Below are 15,673 nucleotides of genomic sequence, written 5' to 3'. Positions count from 1 at the left end.
CGCGAAGCGCCCTGCCCGATCGGGCACTTTTCGGCGTTCCGCCCGTTCCCTCGGCACATATCATTTATACCGGGGGAACAATCACGTGGTGGACAAGTCCGAAAAATTCCGTTGGCTGGTCAGGGTCGGCTATCTGTCTCGCGCCATTCTCTACACGCTGATCGGCCTGATCGCGCTGACCAGCGTCGGCAGTATCCAGCAGGGCACAAACGGCGTTTTCCGCGCGATCGAGGATTTTCCCGGCGGCATGTTCATACTGTGGCTGCTGGTTGTCGGACTGACGGCTTATGGTCTGTTCCGTCTGGCTTCGACATTCTTCGACATCGAAAACCACGGCAGCGACAAGAAGGGCATCGCGCAGCGGATCGGTCACGCCGGCAGCGCGATCGGCCATTTCGCGCTTGCCTATTCGGCCTATAAATTCGCGACCAGTTCCAGCGGCGGTTCGGGCGACGGCGCGCAGGAAGCGGCCTCCGGCGTTCTGTCGCTTCCGCTGGGCGACATCCTGCTCGGCCTGCTTGGCGTAGCGTTCCTTGCGACGGCGGTGTTCCAGGCCAAGAAGGGCATCACCGGCAGTTTCATGAACCGCATCAGCGCGCGGGCTCCTTCGGCCACACGCTGGCTGGGCGGTGCAGGCTATCTGGCGCGGGCCGTTGTGTTCGTCGTGATCGGCTGGTCACTGATCCGCTCGGGCTGGTTCTCAAGCAGCGGCAACGTGAAGACACTCGGCAATGCGGTCGCCAGCCTTGCCGACGATGGCATCTGGTTCACGCTGACCGCCATCGGGCTGCTGCTGTTCGGGCTCTTCAGCTTCGTGCTGGCGCGCTATCGCATCATCCCGGACATGGATGCATCGGGCAGTACGCCGGCGTTCCGCGCCTGATTGGATGCGCAAGACCGTTTACGAGGCCATCACGAACCGCACTGCAATGTGCCTTCGGCCTCGTAGACGGTCTTTCCCTTAACGTCGGTGATGGAGAGCGAGCCCGGCCAGCTGGTGTTTTCCATGCCGGTATCCTCACCGTCCTCGCCGGTTCGCATCAGCGTGAACGCGTAATCGCTGCCCGCATAATCCTGCCAGCTGTCCAGCGGAAGCGAAGCGCCCCCCTTGTCGGGCGACAGGGTCACGATTTTCCCGTCCAGCTTCAGAAAGCCGCGCTCGGGCTGCGCCAGCGCGATCACCGACAGGCTGTTGGCAGGCGCGAAACCGCAGCCTGCGCCGAACAGATCGTTCCTCTCGATATCGCTATAGGATATACGCTGCGGCTCGATCGGTACGGCGGGGGGATTGTCGTGCATCGCGCGCACTTTGGCCACATCGGCAGCATCGGCAGCCGGGTCGCGTTCCTCGCCGCCGCATGCGGCCAGCATCAGCGCCGGGATCGCCAGCATGGTCAGGGTCGCCTTCATCACTCTCTCCATCACGCCGCTATTTACGGCCGAACAGTTTCTCGACGTCGTTCATGGACAGCTTTACCCATGTGGGGCGGCCGTGATTGCACTGCCCGGAACGCGGCGTGCGCTCCATCTCGCGGAGCAGGGCATTCATTTCCGCCACCGAAAGCCGCCGCCCTGCCCTGACCGAACCGTGGCAGGCCATCGTCGCCAGCACGAGGTCGAGTTTCTCCCCCAGCAGAAGCGCTTCGCCGTTATTGGCGATGTCGTCGGCGATATCCTGCATCAATGCCTGGCAATTCGCGCCCGACAGGGCCGCGGGCAAAGAGCGGACCAGCACGGCATCCGGCCCGAAACGTTCCACCGCCAGCCCAAGCCCGGCAAGCCGGTCCGCGGCGCTTTCGATGCGGTCGCAATCGCTCTCGTCCATCTCGACGACCTCGGGCATCAGCAGGGCCTGCGCCCGCGAGACGCCCGTGTCGGCCCCGGCTGCCCGCAGGCGTTCGAGAGTAAGCCGCTCATGCGCGGCATGCTGGTCGACGATGACCAGTCCGTCGGCCGCCTCGGCGACGATATAGGTTTCCGCGATTTGCCCGCGGGCCGCTCCCATCGGGAATTCATCCGCATCGGGGGCCTGCGCCTCGGCCTCTTCGGCCCGGGCGGAGGGTTCGAGAATGGCCGATTCCATCGCGCGAAACGAGTCTTGCGAAGGGCTGTGCTGCATCCGCCCCGCAGGATGGGCCGCGAACATCGGACGCTGTTCGCGCAGCGTCAGCGGCAATGCGCCGCCCATGGGCGCAACCGGTTCGGCCTGCCATGCCGCCATCGCCTGCGCCGAAGGTTGCTGCGCCGAACGCCGGTCTCCCGCCGACAGCGCGTCGCGCAATCCGCCCACGATCAGCGAGCGGACTGCGGCAGCATCGCGAAACCGCACCTCGGTCTTGGCGGGATGGACGTTCACGTCGACTTCGCTGGGCGGCACGGTCAGGAACAGCGCCAGCACTGCATGGCGATCACGCGCCAGCATGTCGGCATAGGCGCCCCTCACCGCGCCGGTCAGCAGGCGATCCTTGACCGGCCTGCCATTGACGAACAGGTACTGATGATCCGCCACGCCCCGGTTATAGGTCGGCAGCCCGGCGATGCCAGTCAGACGGATCGGCGCATCCAGCGGCCCGCGGGTGCAATCGATGCTGACGGCATTATCCGCCAGTTCGCGCGCAACCAGCCGGGATACGCGCGTTTCCAGCATTTCCCCCGCCTGCACCGCGAAGATTCGCCGCCCGTCGTTCGAAAAGCGAAACCCCACATCGGGCCGCGCCATCGCAAGCCGGCGCATGACGTCGTGGCAGGCCATGTATTCGCTGCGCGGCGTGCGCAGGAACTTGCGGCGGGCAGGCACGCGGGCAAACACGTCCTCGACGCGAATGCGGGTGCCGGGCGGCAAGGCGGCGGGGCCTTCGGACAGGGTCTCGCCGTGATCGGTCACGCGCTTCCAGCCCTGCGCCGCCTCTGCCGGGCGCGATTCGATGGTCAGACGCGCCACGCTGGCGATGGAGGGCAGCGCCTCGCCCCGGAAACCCAGAGTCGCGACCTGCTCTATAGCTCCTTCCTCGCCGACCAGATCGACCGGCAGCTTGGATGTCGCATGGCGTTCCAGCGCCAGCGCGATCTCTTCGGGCAGCATGCCGCAGCCGTCGTCGATCACCTCGATCGAGTCCAGCCCGCCGTCCGTCAGCGCGACTGCAATCTCGCCCGCGCCTGAATCGATGGCATTCTCGACGATTTCCTTGAGCGCGGCAGCCGGACGCTCGACCACCTCGCCCGCGGCAATGCGGTTAACCAGCGCTTCGGGAAGTCGGCGTATGACGGGCATTCGCGGACGCTAGCGCCGAGTGGCCCGATTTTCGAGATCAGTGATGTCGGGTCCATGTGGAAAAGCCGACTGAACCCCATCAATTTTTTTTCCAAAGGGCGCAGGATTGGGCTAGGCACACCGAGGGACCAGCAACTACTTACGGACCGCAGCTCGCGTCATGCCTGACGCATGGGTTTTCGCGGCTCCGGTGAGGGACGATACCTACAATGGCAAATTTCTTTTCGCGTCTTTTCCAGCTCGGCTCGCAGAACATGGCGATCGACCTCGGCACGGCGAACACGCTCGTGTATGTGGAAGGGCGCGGGATCGTGTTGAACGAACCCTCGGTCGTCGCGATCGAGACCGAGAACGGCATCAAGCGCGTGCGCGCCGTCGGCGACGACGCCAAGATGATGATGGGCAAGACCCCCGACAGCATCGAGGCGATCCGGCCTTTGCGCGACGGCGTGATCGCCGACATCGAAGTCGCCGAGCACATGATCAAATATTTCATCAAGAAGGTGCACGGCAAGCGCAGCATCCTGCGCCATCCCGAAATCGTGATCTGCGTGCCCTCGGGCTCGACATCGGTCGAACGCCGCGCCATTCGCGACGCGGCCAGCAATGCGGGCGCCAGCCAGGTCTATCTCATCCTTGAACCGATGGCCGCCGCAATCGGCGCGGACATGCCGGTGACCGAACCGGTCGGTTCGATGGTGGTCGACATCGGCGGCGGCACGACCGAGGTGGCGGTGCTGTCGCTGCGCGGTCTTGCCTATACCACCAGCGTGCGCGTCGGCGGCGACAAGATGGACGAAGCCATCGTTTCCTATGTCCGCCGCCACCACAACCTGCTGATCGGCGAATCCACGGCAGAGCGGATCAAGCAGGATTACGCCATCGCGATCCCGCCTGCCGACGGCGTGGGCGAAACGATCCATCTGCGCGGACGCGATCTGGTGAACGGCGTTCCCAAGGAAATCACGATCACCCAGGCCAATATTGCCGAGGCATTGTCCGAACCGATCGGCGCCATCGTCGAAAGCGTCCGCATCGCGCTGGAAAACACTGCTCCGGAACTGGCGGCCGATATCGTCGACCAGGGCATCGTGCTGACGGGCGGCGGCGCGCTGATCAAGGGGCTGGACGAGCATCTGCGCGAGGAAACGGGCCTTCCCGTGACGGTGGCGGAAGATCCGCTGTCCTGCGTCGCGCTGGGCACAGGGCGCGCGCTTGAAGAGCCGGTGTTCCGCGGCGTATTGATGACGGCCTGATCCATTTCGCCGGTCCGGACGGGGCCGCGCGACATTTTCGGCCGATATCGGGGCGCATCGCGTGCGCCCCGATATCGCGTAACGGCCGACGGGCCGAAGGGGAGTAGTGCATCATGGCGTCGGCGGAGCGACGTCCCGGCTTTTCCAAGAGGGCGCATATCTCGATCTTCACGAGCTATGTCGTCGCCACGGGCGGAATCGTGCTTGGCGTCGTGTTGCTGCTCGTGTCGCTGTTCAGCCCCGGCAGTTTTGCGTTCGCGCGCAATGCTGCCAGCGATGCCGCGCGCCCGGTGGGTGAGGTTTCCGCCGTCGCGCGCAATGGCAGCCGGTCGATCATCGACGTCATCACCGGCTATATCGAGGCGGGCAGCAAGAATGCCCGCCTTCAGGAAGAGCTTCGGCTTGCGAGGGCGAAGCTGGCCGAGGCCGAAGCGATCCAGGATGAAAACCGCCGGCTCAAGCAGTTGCTGTCGCTGCGAGAGAAGGAAATTCGCCCGGTCGCAAGCGCGCGCCTTATCGGATCGAGCCCGTCCAGCACACGCCGTTTCGCCCTGATCGGCGCAGGCGCATCGGATGGGGTGGTGGTGGGCCAGCCGGTGCGTTCGGCCACCGGACTGGTCGGGCGCGTCCTTGAAACGGGACGGCGGACCGCGCGCGTCCTGCTTATCACCGATGGCCAGAGCATCGTTCCCGTGCGCCGCATCAAGGGAAATGTCGCCGGTTTCGCGCAGGGGCAGGCGGATGGCACCTTGATCGTCCGCCTGATAGAAATGGGCATCAACCCCCTAGAAAAAGGTGATTTGCTGGTCACGTCCGGCTCTGGCGGTCTCTATCGTCCGAATGTCCCCGTTGCCATTGTCGAGAATGTTACCCGCGACGGCGCGGTCGCACGGATCATTTCCGATCCGGCGGCCACCGACTTCGTCATGGTAGAGCCGGTATGGCAACCGATGACAGAACTTCAGCCTGTCGACGGGGAGACGCCGCCATGATCAATGGGCGGCGCGGAACTCAGCGATGGGGCGCCCAGCCATGGCTCTGAAAGGCGATCGCCTTCCTGGCGAGGACATGTTCCAGCGCAAGCTGAACCGGGCGCCCTCCCCCGTTCTGGCGACGATCGTTCCGTGGCTTTCGATCGCGTTGTTGTCCCTCGCCCCGCTGTCGCCGATCATCGCGTCTGCGCCGGTTCTCCCCCCGCTCGCCTTCATGCTGCTGATCGCGTGGCGCCTGTTTCGTCCGGGGATGCTGCCCCTGTGGGCTGGCGCGCCGCTTGGATTTGTCGACGATCTATTTTCCGGTCAACCAATCGGCAGTGCCGTGCTATTGTGGTCCATCACCATGATCGCACTGGAAGCATTGGATAATTGGCAACGCTGGCGCAGCTTTTGGCAGGACTGGGCCGTGGCCATCGTGTTGATTGCGATCTATCTGGCATTGGCGCACATGATTGCGGTCATGGCCGGTACGATATGGTATCCCTCGCTCCTCCTTCCCCAATTGTTGATTTCCGTGTTGTCGTTTCCCCTGTTCACCCGTCTCGTCGCCATTCTTGATGTCCTGCGCCGCGCCCGCATCAAGGTGCTGGGTTAATGGTCACCCTTTCCTGGCGCCGGCGGAATCGCGCGCCCAAACGGGTCAGCGCGGGCGAATTGCACAATGCCTTCGATCGGCGGACATTCGTGCTGGCCGGGCTGCAAGGCGGCGTGGGCCTTTTGCTGGCCGGAAGGATGGCGTGGCTGTCGGTTGAGCAGAATGAGAAATACCAGCTCGCCTCAGAAAGCAATCGCGTCGATCTTACGTTGATTCCGCCGCGTCGCGGCTGGATTCTCGATCGGCACGGCGTTCCGCTGGCCTCCAACCGCGCCGACTTTCGCGTCGATCTGGTCCCCGAACGGATCGTGGATCAGGAACGGACCTTGGCCGTTCTGGGCGAAGTTCTGGAACTGTCACCGGCCGCGATCACCGATCTGCGCGACAAGCTGAACGAGGTCCGCGGTTTCCGTCCCGTCGAAGTCGCCACCGGCGTCGATTGGGAGCAGTTCGCTGCGCTCTCCGTCCGCCTGCCCGATCTGCCGGGCGTGGTCCCGCAGCGCGGCTTCTCGCGCTATTACCCGACGGGTCCTTCGGTCGGCCATCTGCTTGGCTATGTCGGCACCGTCTCGGCCGAGGAATATGAGGAGGAAAAGAACCCCCTGCTCATCACACCCGGTTTCAAGATTGGCAAGGATGGCGTTGAAAAATATTTCGAAAAGCGCCTTCGCGGCGAACCCGGCGCGCGACGGGCGGAAGTCACCGCAAGCGGCAAGATCGTGCGCGACCTTGAAATGCGCGAGGACGTTCAGGGCGATCCGGTCCAGCTGACCATCGACGGCCCGCTTCAGGACTATGCGGCGCGCCGGCTGGGTCAGGAATCGGGTTCGGTCGTGGTGATGGATCTGCGGCAAGGCGACCTTCTTGCCATGTCGTCGATGCCCAGTTTCGATCCCAACAGCTTTTCGGACGGCATCGGACGTCTGGAATGGAAGATGCTGTCCGAAGACGACCACGTTCCCCTTCGGAACAAGGTGCTGTCGGGGCTCTATCCGCCCGGTTCGACGGTCAAGCCCTATGTCTCGCTTGCATTCCTGAAGGAAGGGATAGACCCGGAGGAAACCGTGTTCTGCGGCGGCGGATTGCGGGTCGGCAATCGCGTGTTCCGTTGCTGGAAGCGCGGTGGCCACGGTACGGTCAACATGGCCAAGGGCATCTATCAGAGCTGCGACGTCTATTTCTATTATTTCGCGCAGCGCGTCGGGATGCAGCCCATCGCGGATATGGCGCGCAGGCTGGGCATGGGGTGGAAATACCCGCTTCCCGTCGAAAGCCAGTCCTATGGCACCGTGCCCGATCCGGCCTGGAAGAAAAAGAAATACGACAGCGACTGGCAGACGTTCGATACCGTCAACGCGACGATCGGACAGGGCTACATGCTCGTCAATCCGCTGCAGCAGGCGGTGATGACCTCGCGCATCGCCAGTGGTCGGCGATTGCAGCCGCGCCTGTTGCTGACGAATGATCCCAAACCCGCACCGCACCTCGACATCCCGGACGAGCATCTCGAGATCGTGCGCCACGCCATGTGGGAAGTCGTTAACGGCGCTGGCACGGCGGGCCGCGCGCGCCTGCCGATCCCCGGTATCGAGCTTTCGGGCAAGACCGGCACGGCGCAGGTCGTGTCGCTGGCCTATGGGCGCGGTGGACGGGACGTGCCGTGGAAGTATCGCGATCACGGCCATTTCATCAGCTTTGCCCCGTATGAGAACCCGCGATATGCCTGCGCCGTCGCTATCGAGCACGGCGCCGGCTCCTCCTCGGCCTATCCGGTGGCGCGCGACGTCATGACGTTCCTGTTCGACCCCGACAAGGCGCTGGAAGTCCTGCACGATTATGAAAAGCAATGGGGCGGCACGGCGCAGGAAAGGCTCGCGCGCAAATATGGCGCCTACGAAGCGGCCTATGGCGGCAATGCGCCAAAGCCCGAATCGACCGATATCGACGACGCGGCGTCCGGTGACAGTGCTACCGCTCCGCCCCCGCTGAACTCCGCCCAAGCGCAGCGTGCTGCCGAAGGCGACAGTTTGCAGGAGCAGTCAGGGCCAGACGCCGCATCGGCCGAGGCCGCCTCGGTCACGCCTCCGGCTGCGAATGGTGCGAATTTGGCGGAGCAAGGCCAGTGAACCGCAAGTTCCTGCCCCGCATCATCGCGGTTCAGCCGTGGGGCATCATCATCCCCTTGCTGCTTCTGGTCTGCTTTGGTGCGGCCGTTCTCTATTCCGCGGCGGGTGGCAGCCTGATGCCATGGGCCTTGCTGCATGTGGTGCGCTTTGTCGTTTTCCTCATCATGGCCATCGTCATTGCCGGCATGTCGCGCGATTTCATCAGGCTTATGGCATTGCCGGTCTATGTCATCCTGCTGCTGATGCTGATGGCGGTGGAGGCCATGGGGTTCGTCGGCGGGGGCAGCCAGCGCTGGCTCGACCTGGGCTTCATGACCTTGCAGCCTTCCGAACTTATGAAGCCCGCGATCGTCATCATTCTCGCCCGTTTCTACGACATGCTGCCACCCGCGGCGACGCGCGAGTTTTCCTCGCTGATCGTGCCGGGCGTGCTGATCGGGTTGCCGTTCGGGCTGGTGCTGATGCAGCCGGATCTTGGCACCAGCCTTGCCATCGTATTCGGCGCAGGACTGGTCATGTTCCTGGCGGGCCTGCCGCTCAGCTGGTTCATCACGGTCGGCGTGGCGGGGCTTGCCGCCATACCGCTGGCATTCTTCTTTGCGCTTCACGACTATCAGCAGCGCCGCGTTTTGACGTTCCTCGATCCTGAGAGCGATCCGCTTGGGGCGGGATACCATATCACCCAGTCCAAGATCGCGATCGGGTCCGGCGGCCTGTTCGGCAAGGGCTTTGGAAACGGATCGCAGAGCCACCTCAATTACCTGCCCGAGCCGCACACGGACTTCGTCTTTGCCACCATGGCGGAGGAATGGGGCATGATGGGCGGCCTTTTCGTACTGACCGTGTTTGGCCTGTTACTGCGCTGGGGCATCAAGGTCGCGATGGGCACGCGCGACCGCTTTGGTCAGCTGATGGCGGCGGGACTTACCGCGACGATCTTTTTCTATGCCGCGATCAATCTGATGATGGTGATGGGCCTGGCACCGGTGGTGGGCATCCCCCTTCCCTTCATGAGCCACGGCGGGTCGTCGATGCTGACGATCATGATTTGCGTAGGCCTTATCATGGCAGTCGAGCGCTGGAACACGCGTGAACCGGGCAGCTTCGCCTAGCGCTGCGCGAGAAATTTTCGGAAAGGTGAAATTTTCCCTTCCATCGCGCCGCGCAATCCGTATAGGGAGGCCTCCCGCGGCGAATCGCACTTCTCGCATTTGCCGCAATCGTCTGAAATCGGCGATGTGGACGCATAGCTCAGTTGGTAGAGCAGCTGACTCTTAATCAGCGGGTCCTAGGTTCGAACCCTAGTGCGTCCACCAAACTTCTCAAAGACTTAGGCCAGAGTATACATCCCTACCAAAGGGGTGTCGAGGCCCGTTTAATCACCACGTAATCAAGTGCCCTCGCACTGTAGAGGGAAACCTTTGGAAACGTTGGCGTAGTGCCGCGCAGCGCGGAGATGATTCGTCGCAATCTCGTGACCTACAGTGGCTTCCAGCACATTGCGATGTGTTCATTCGATTGCTCAAGACACCAATCCTTACGCGTCCGCGTTCGTGCATTTCTCAACTCAGAAGTGGCTTTGCGACTGCCCTCCCCAGTTCTTGGTATTGACGCACTAGTCTCATGCTGACTCAACGAGTCCAATGAGAAGACATTGCGGACGAAATCTGATCGACAGGTGCAACCATTCCAGCACCTTGCTAGGTGTCGAATGATGAAGACCGACCTCGATCATCTGCCACCGCAAAAGCAGCGCGAGATTGAACGCGTGGTGCAGCTGATCTTCGAGGAATTCGACGATGCGTTCGCGCTTGCAAAGCACGAGTGGAAGAAGGCCGGACGCATCCTCAAGGTCATCCTCTACGGAAGCTACGCGCGCGGTACCTGGGTTGATGAACCGCACACCGCCAAGGGCTACCAGTCGGACTATGACCTGCTGATCATCGTCAATGACAAGCGGCTGGTCGACCGAGTGAAGTACTGGTCGAAGCTCGATGATCGTCTGATGCGAGAGTACGGCGTCACGAAAGGGCTCAAGACCCCGGTCAATTTCATCGTCCACACCCTGCAGGAGGTGAACGACGGGCTCGCCCATGGGCGCTACTTCTTCATGGACGTCAAGGACGACGGGATAGCGCTGTACCAGTCGGACGACACTGAACTGCACACACCGAAGCCCAAGACGCCGACGCAGGCGGTCGCCATGGCGCAAGAGTATTTCGACGAGTGGATGCCCGGCGCGAACGACTTTGTGGACAGTGCCACTCACCTAATGAGCAAAGGAAGGTACAAGCGAGCTGCGTTCTTGATGCATCAAGCTGCAGAGAGTTTGTATCACTGTGTCCTACTGGTCTGCACCTTCTATACGCCCCACGTGCACAATCTTGGTTTCCTCCGCACTCAGGCCGAGCGGATTGACGCTCGGCTAACCTATGTATGGCCGCGCGACACCCGACGCGACCGCGCCCGCTTCGAGAAGCTCAAGGAGGCCTACGTTAAGGCGCGCTACTCGAAGCACTACCGCATCACAAAGGAAGAGCTCGAATGGCTCGGAGAACAGGTAGAGGAGCTTGGTAGGGTTGTGCACGAGGTGTGCTCGGAACGGATTGAAAAGCTCAAAGCTGAAGCAAGGGCGCGCCCGGATAAGCAGTAGGCTCAGCGGTCGCCGAGGCGCAGCTTGTCGAGATGGCTTGCTGAAAGCAGACCTTCGGCTTCCGACCCGATTGCTGACATTTTGCGCTAGGTCAGCTTTGCGCCCTCATCTCGGACATACACGCGAGCTCAGCAATCGCCTGGAAGCTGCCTTCAAATGCCGTTGCGCTTCTCAGGCATGACTAGCGAGTTTGCTGATCATCTGAGGGAATCGATTGGCGCGAAGTGTCGCTACTAGCGCGGTGGGACTTCTGCAGCCAATTTCAACATGCTATTCCAATGATCATTTTTTGGAGCAGCGACGTTATTATGAGACTCAAGGCAGTAAAAATCAGAAATTTTCGAGCGTACCAAGTCGAAACGACGCTCTTCTTGGACGACTTAACGGCCATCCTCGGGCGGAATGATGTCGGCAAAAGCTGTTTGCTTGAAGCGTTGGAAATTTTCTTCAATTCCGAGCTGGTAAAGCCAGATTCTGGCGACTGCTGTGTGCACGCGGCTAATGACGACAAATTCGTAGAGATTGCATGCATCTTCGACAGCCTACCCACAACGCTGACGATTGACGCCCATGCCGAGACGACTTGGTCTGAGGAACATCTGCTGAACGCTGATGGCGATCTAGAAATCCTCAAACGATACAACTGTGGATTGCGGACAGCCCCCAAAGCCGAGATTTTTGCGAGGGCTCATCATCCAACAATGGAAGGAGCTGCCGACCTGCTCCAACTTAAGAATGCGCAGCTCAAAACTCGTGCCGGCGAACTGGGAGCCGACCTAGCCGAGATTGATAAAAGATCGAATGTATCATTGCGACAAGCCATCCGAGATTCACTTGGTGATCTTGCTCTTGCTGAACGCGAGATACCGCTCAAGGAAGATGACGGAAAGAAGGTGTGGGATCAGATTCAAAAAGGATTGCCCGTATTCGCGCTCTTCCAAGCCGATCGTCCAAGCAAGGACGACGATCCGGAGGTCTCTGACCCGATGAAGATCGCCGTTCAGGCTGCGATCAAGGATATCGAAGATGAGTTGGAAGCGGTTCGAGAGAAAGTCCGGCTCAGTGTCATGGAAGTGGCGCAACGCACCATAGCTAAACTTACCGAAATGGACAGCGAGCTAGCTGGTCAGCTCAATCCCACATTCAAAGCGGAGCCGAAGTGGGACGGATTCAAGCTCACCCTCACAGGCGACAATGACATCCCCATCAACAAGAGGGGTAGTGGGGTAAGGCGGCTCATCCTGCTCAACTTCTTCCGGGCGGAAGCTGAACGCCGTAGGGAGACAGCGGATTCTCGGCGAGTGATTTACGCAATTGAGGAACCTGAAAGCTCCCAACATCCAGACAATCAAACGATGCTTATACGGGCATTGTTGGAGCTCAGCATCGACCCAAATACCCAAGTGCTCCTAACCACGCACGTTCCTGCTGTTGCTGCTCAGATTCCAGTTGAAAGCGTCCGGTTGGTCACCCGCCATCAAGATGGGTATCCGGTTATCGAGCAAGGAACTGAAGACGCCTATGAGAAAGCTGTCGAATCTCTTGGCTTGCTTCCCGACAAGCGTGCGCAAGTTGCGATCTATATTGAGGGGCCTCACGACTATGAGTTTCTCGTTCGAGCGAGCGAGAAACTGCGCCAGACTGATCCGACATTGATCGACCTTGAAAAGGATCATCGTATCGCGTGGGTTGTTACCGGCGGCGGAAACTTGAAGCACTGGGTCGACAAGCGATACCTTGCAAATGTCCAATTGGTCGAAGTGCACATCTATGACCGAGACGATCAGAACGATCCTAAGTACCAAGCCCAGGTAGATGACGTTAATGCTAGAGGAGACAATTCTGTCGCCTTTCTGACCAATAAGCGAGAAATGGAAAACTACCTGCACCCAACTGCCATACAAGATGAACTCGGAGTTGCATTGGAATGTACGGATTGGAGTGACGTGCCCATGCTGTTCGCGGAGCAAGTTCATATTCAATCTGGCTCGCCGAATGCATGGGCTGTACTGTCCGAGGAGTTACAGGGGAAAAAGGAAAGTAGAGCGAAGAAGCGGCTCAATTCGGTCGTGATGGACCGGATGTCTGTCGCCGACCTTGAGCAGCAAGATGGGCAGGGCGAAATTAGGGGGTGGATGGAAGCTATTCGAGATCGCGTTACCTGATCGAACTGCTCGCTATTCTCTCGGTTTCCAAACCTAGCCGCAAGAATATTATATGTGCTTGAAGCATTACCATTATTAGAAGTGTAGAAAAGGCAAACCCACTAGCTGACACAGCGTGGCTGATTGAGAAAAACTTGACCTACGATTTTCGCACCCTTCTTCCGGCAGACTTCGAAGACTTTTCCCGCGACCTCATCGGCAAGAGCCTCGGCATCCGTTTCGAGGCTTTTGCCAAGGGGCCCGATGGCGGAGTTGATGGTCGTCACGCTACAAGTGAAGCCAAAACAATTCTCCAAGCAAAACACTACATTAATTCCGGATACTCCGCCCTAAAATCGAAGATGAAAAAGGAACGCGCTTCGATCGATGCGCTGGAACCGGATCGATACATTCTCGCGACCTCCTGCCCACTGACGCCTAATCGAAAGGATGAGCTCGCAGAGATTATTGGACCAAGACTTCTATCGCTGAGCGATATTGTAGGGCCGGACGAACTCAACGCCTCCTTAAAAGACCACGGTGAAGTCGAACGTGCCCATCTCAAACTCTGGTTGTCTAGCAGCCACGTCCTTGATTCCGTCGTCAATGCCAGTTCACATGCCTTTAGCGCGACCACGGAGGTCGAAATTGAAGCAAAGGTCAGAGTCTACGCACAAAATCCTAGCCTTGCTGATGCGCAATCAACACTTGAGAAGAACCATGTCCTAATTGTCTCTGGCCCTCCGGGTGTTGGCAAGACCACACTAGCTGAGATGCTGGCATATGCGCATATCGGGGACGGTTGGGAGTTCATCGCTATCCGTAGCCTCGAGGATGGGTTCGCTCGGATAAAGGACTCGCAGAAGCAAATCTTCTTCTTTGACGATTTTCTCGGCACCATCGCCTTGGATCGCCAATCACTCGCAGCAAATGACTCTGCCCTAGCCAAATTCATGAACCGCGTACGCAAAAGCCCGAATGCGCGTTTTGTTTTGACGACCAGGGCTTACATTCTCAATGAGGCGCGGAGTATATCGGACCGATTGGCAGATGATCGCGTTGAAATCAGCACGTATGTTCTTGATCTCGAATCGTACACACGCGCTATTCGTGCCCGGATCCTCTACAACCACCTTCTTGTCGGAAATACGCCCCAAACCCACATCAATGCACTGGTCGATAGCGGCCAGATTCCTCAGATTGTTGATCATAAGAACTACAATCCACGTATTGTAGAATGGATGACTGATGCCATTCAAATCGGAAGCTTCGAAGGGGCGGACTACCCTAAGGCATTTCTTCACGCACTCGCCAATCCGCAGAAAATATGGGAAGTGGCTTTCAAGAGCCATATCAACGATGCCTGCCGTCACTTATTGATCGTGCTCTTCTTTTCCGGGTCATTCGGTGAGGAAATTGCGGAGCTCCGTAAGACCTTCGACGCTCTTCATGGGACCCTTTGCTCCAAACTTGGTCTGCCGCGGGGCTTGCAAGATTTCGAAGATTCCCTTCGCACTCTCGAAGGTAGTTTCGTCGACATCCAAGACACGACAGTCAACTTCATAAATCCCTCTGTGCGAGACTTTCTTGCCAACTTTCTTATCGATGCCGGGCTTCTCGCAGCGGCCGCATCTAGTTCGCAATCCGTCAGCTTCGCATCTGCCGTTTGGGAGTTCACCAAGAAAAAATTTCTCCTGTCGCCCGCGAAGGAGATCATCGCCAGAGAGTTTCATGGCGTAACTGAAGTTCTGAAGTCGCGACCATATCAAAGGCTTGTCGATGGTAATCGGATAGTTTTCGCCGATTCCAGTAACTCAGCTCGCGTAGAGCTATTGCTGGAATGGTGGTCTGAAACTTCCAACGAGACATTCTTCAAGGCGGCCGCCGATCTTGTTCGTGATCCTCCGCAAGGTTTTGACGCTTGGAGAGATACCAACGCCCTATTGGAATTGGTTGTTAAGATCGATGACGGCGACTACTTCGGAGCCCATTCGGACATGCCTGAGCTTAAGGCCCAGATTGAGGGGGCCATTGTCACGCTGCTCGAACAAGGAATGTGGGCAGAAGATCTGAAAACTGTTTCCGATACCGTCGAAGAGACACAAGGGGTTAGTCTGGAAATCCAAAGCGCATTGAAAGCGGCGATTGTAACTGAGATCGACAATGTAGATAACTATTGTCGGGATCAGGACTCTAGTTCCCATCTCTCCGATCAGGCTGAGGCAATGAAAGTGCTTGGGCAGCGTGCCGGTATTCCGGATTGGAGCCTTTCCTCAGCATTGGACATGATCCAGGAGCGGATTGCTGAAATTGAGGAACACGAGACTACGTCCTCGACCTCTCCAAGCTTCTCATCTTCAAGTTTGTATAACGAAGAATTTTCCGATGAAGCGATGGACGCCCTGTTTTCTGGACTTAAGCAGTAGAATTGGGGCCGCGTCCGCTTTCGCGGTGCGCCAATCCTAAAGCGGACGTTCCGCAATCGTTTAGAGTTTCGGACGCCGTGAGGCGTCGGAAAGTCGACGGTGCCCGAACCCGCGGGCCGCACGCGATGAGCTATGGGGATTTTGATTTCGGGTGTAAGCGCTGTTGCGTCCCCACCTTGCGCGGTTAATCTGAAGCGTCGAGTTTCC

At 59.3% G+C, this 15,673-nt stretch carries 11 protein-coding genes and 1 tRNA gene; 10 read left to right on the top strand and 2 right to left on the bottom strand.

Annotated elements, in window-relative coordinates; genetic code table 11:
- Positions 1-85: 85 nt before the first annotated feature.
- On the top strand, positions 86-883 hold the full coding sequence (locus AC4FIJ_RS12195) for a DUF1206 domain-containing protein (RefSeq protein ID WP_490336996.1): 798 nt from the start codon (positions 86-88) through the stop codon (positions 881-883).
- Between the two features lie 29 nt (positions 884-912).
- Here AC4FIJ_RS12195 and AC4FIJ_RS12190 read toward each other — a convergent pair whose 3' ends face one another.
- Positions 913-1,410 carry a hypothetical protein gene (locus AC4FIJ_RS12190; protein WP_490336995.1) on the bottom strand — a complete coding sequence of 166 codons (498 nt, stop codon included), beginning with the start codon at positions 1,408-1,410 and terminating at the stop codon, positions 913-915.
- A gap of 19 nt (positions 1,411-1,429) precedes the next feature.
- On the bottom strand, positions 1,430-3,271 hold the full coding sequence (gene mutL / locus AC4FIJ_RS12185; protein WP_490336994.1) for a DNA mismatch repair endonuclease MutL: 1,842 nt from the start codon (positions 3,269-3,271) through the stop codon (positions 1,430-1,432).
- 209 nt (positions 3,272-3,480) lie between these two features.
- On the opposite strand from mutL, the gene AC4FIJ_RS12180 reads away from it, so the two are divergent.
- The 9 genes from AC4FIJ_RS12180 to AC4FIJ_RS12140 all read left to right on the top strand — a co-directional run bounded on the left by AC4FIJ_RS12180 (position 3,481) and on the right by AC4FIJ_RS12140 (position 15,466).
- Complete coding sequence (locus AC4FIJ_RS12180) at positions 3,481-4,527, top strand: rod shape-determining protein (RefSeq protein WP_490336993.1); 1,047 nt, start codon at positions 3,481-3,483, stop codon at positions 4,525-4,527.
- A gap of 113 nt (positions 4,528-4,640) precedes the next feature.
- Complete coding sequence (gene mreC, locus AC4FIJ_RS12175) at positions 4,641-5,519, top strand: rod shape-determining protein MreC (RefSeq protein WP_490336992.1); 879 nt, start codon at positions 4,641-4,643, stop codon at positions 5,517-5,519.
- A 40-nt stretch (positions 5,520-5,559) separates the two neighbouring features.
- The gene (gene mreD, locus AC4FIJ_RS12170) at positions 5,560-6,117 is read left to right on the top strand and encodes a rod shape-determining protein MreD (protein WP_490336991.1); all 558 of its coding nucleotides are present in this window, start codon (positions 5,560-5,562) and stop codon (positions 6,115-6,117) included.
- Positions 6,117-8,243 carry a penicillin-binding protein 2 gene (mrdA, locus tag AC4FIJ_RS12165; protein WP_490336990.1) on the top strand — a complete coding sequence of 709 codons (2,127 nt, stop codon included), beginning with the start codon at positions 6,117-6,119 and terminating at the stop codon, positions 8,241-8,243. Before mreD ends, mrdA begins: the two co-directional genes overlap by 1 nt.
- Positions 8,240-9,355: a rod shape-determining protein RodA gene (gene rodA / locus AC4FIJ_RS12160; protein WP_490336989.1), complete on the top strand. Its 1,116-nt coding sequence runs from the start codon at positions 8,240-8,242 to the stop codon at positions 9,353-9,355. The genes mrdA and rodA overlap by 4 nt, the downstream gene beginning before the upstream one ends.
- Positions 9,356-9,483: 128 nt before the next feature.
- Positions 9,484-9,559, top strand: a tRNA-Lys gene (locus AC4FIJ_RS12155).
- 398 nt (positions 9,560-9,957) lie between these two features.
- The gene (locus AC4FIJ_RS12150; RefSeq protein WP_103025247.1) at positions 9,958-10,896 is read left to right on the top strand and encodes a HEPN domain-containing protein; all 939 of its coding nucleotides are present in this window, start codon (positions 9,958-9,960) and stop codon (positions 10,894-10,896) included.
- 278 nt (positions 10,897-11,174) lie between these two features.
- A complete protein-coding gene (locus AC4FIJ_RS12145) occupies positions 11,175-13,061 on the top strand; it encodes an ATP-binding protein (protein ID WP_490336988.1) in 1,887 nt (628 codons plus the stop codon).
- 134 nt (positions 13,062-13,195) lie between these two features.
- Positions 13,196-15,466 (top strand): nSTAND3 domain-containing NTPase, encoded by a 2,271-nt coding sequence (locus tag AC4FIJ_RS12140; protein ID WP_146029897.1) that lies wholly within the window; start codon positions 13,196-13,198, stop codon positions 15,464-15,466.
- The last annotated feature ends 207 nt before the right edge of the window (positions 15,467-15,673 follow it).

The sequence above is a fragment of the Croceicoccus sp. genome (assembly GCF_983967925.1).
This window is presented reverse-complemented; position numbering and strand designations above follow the sequence as displayed.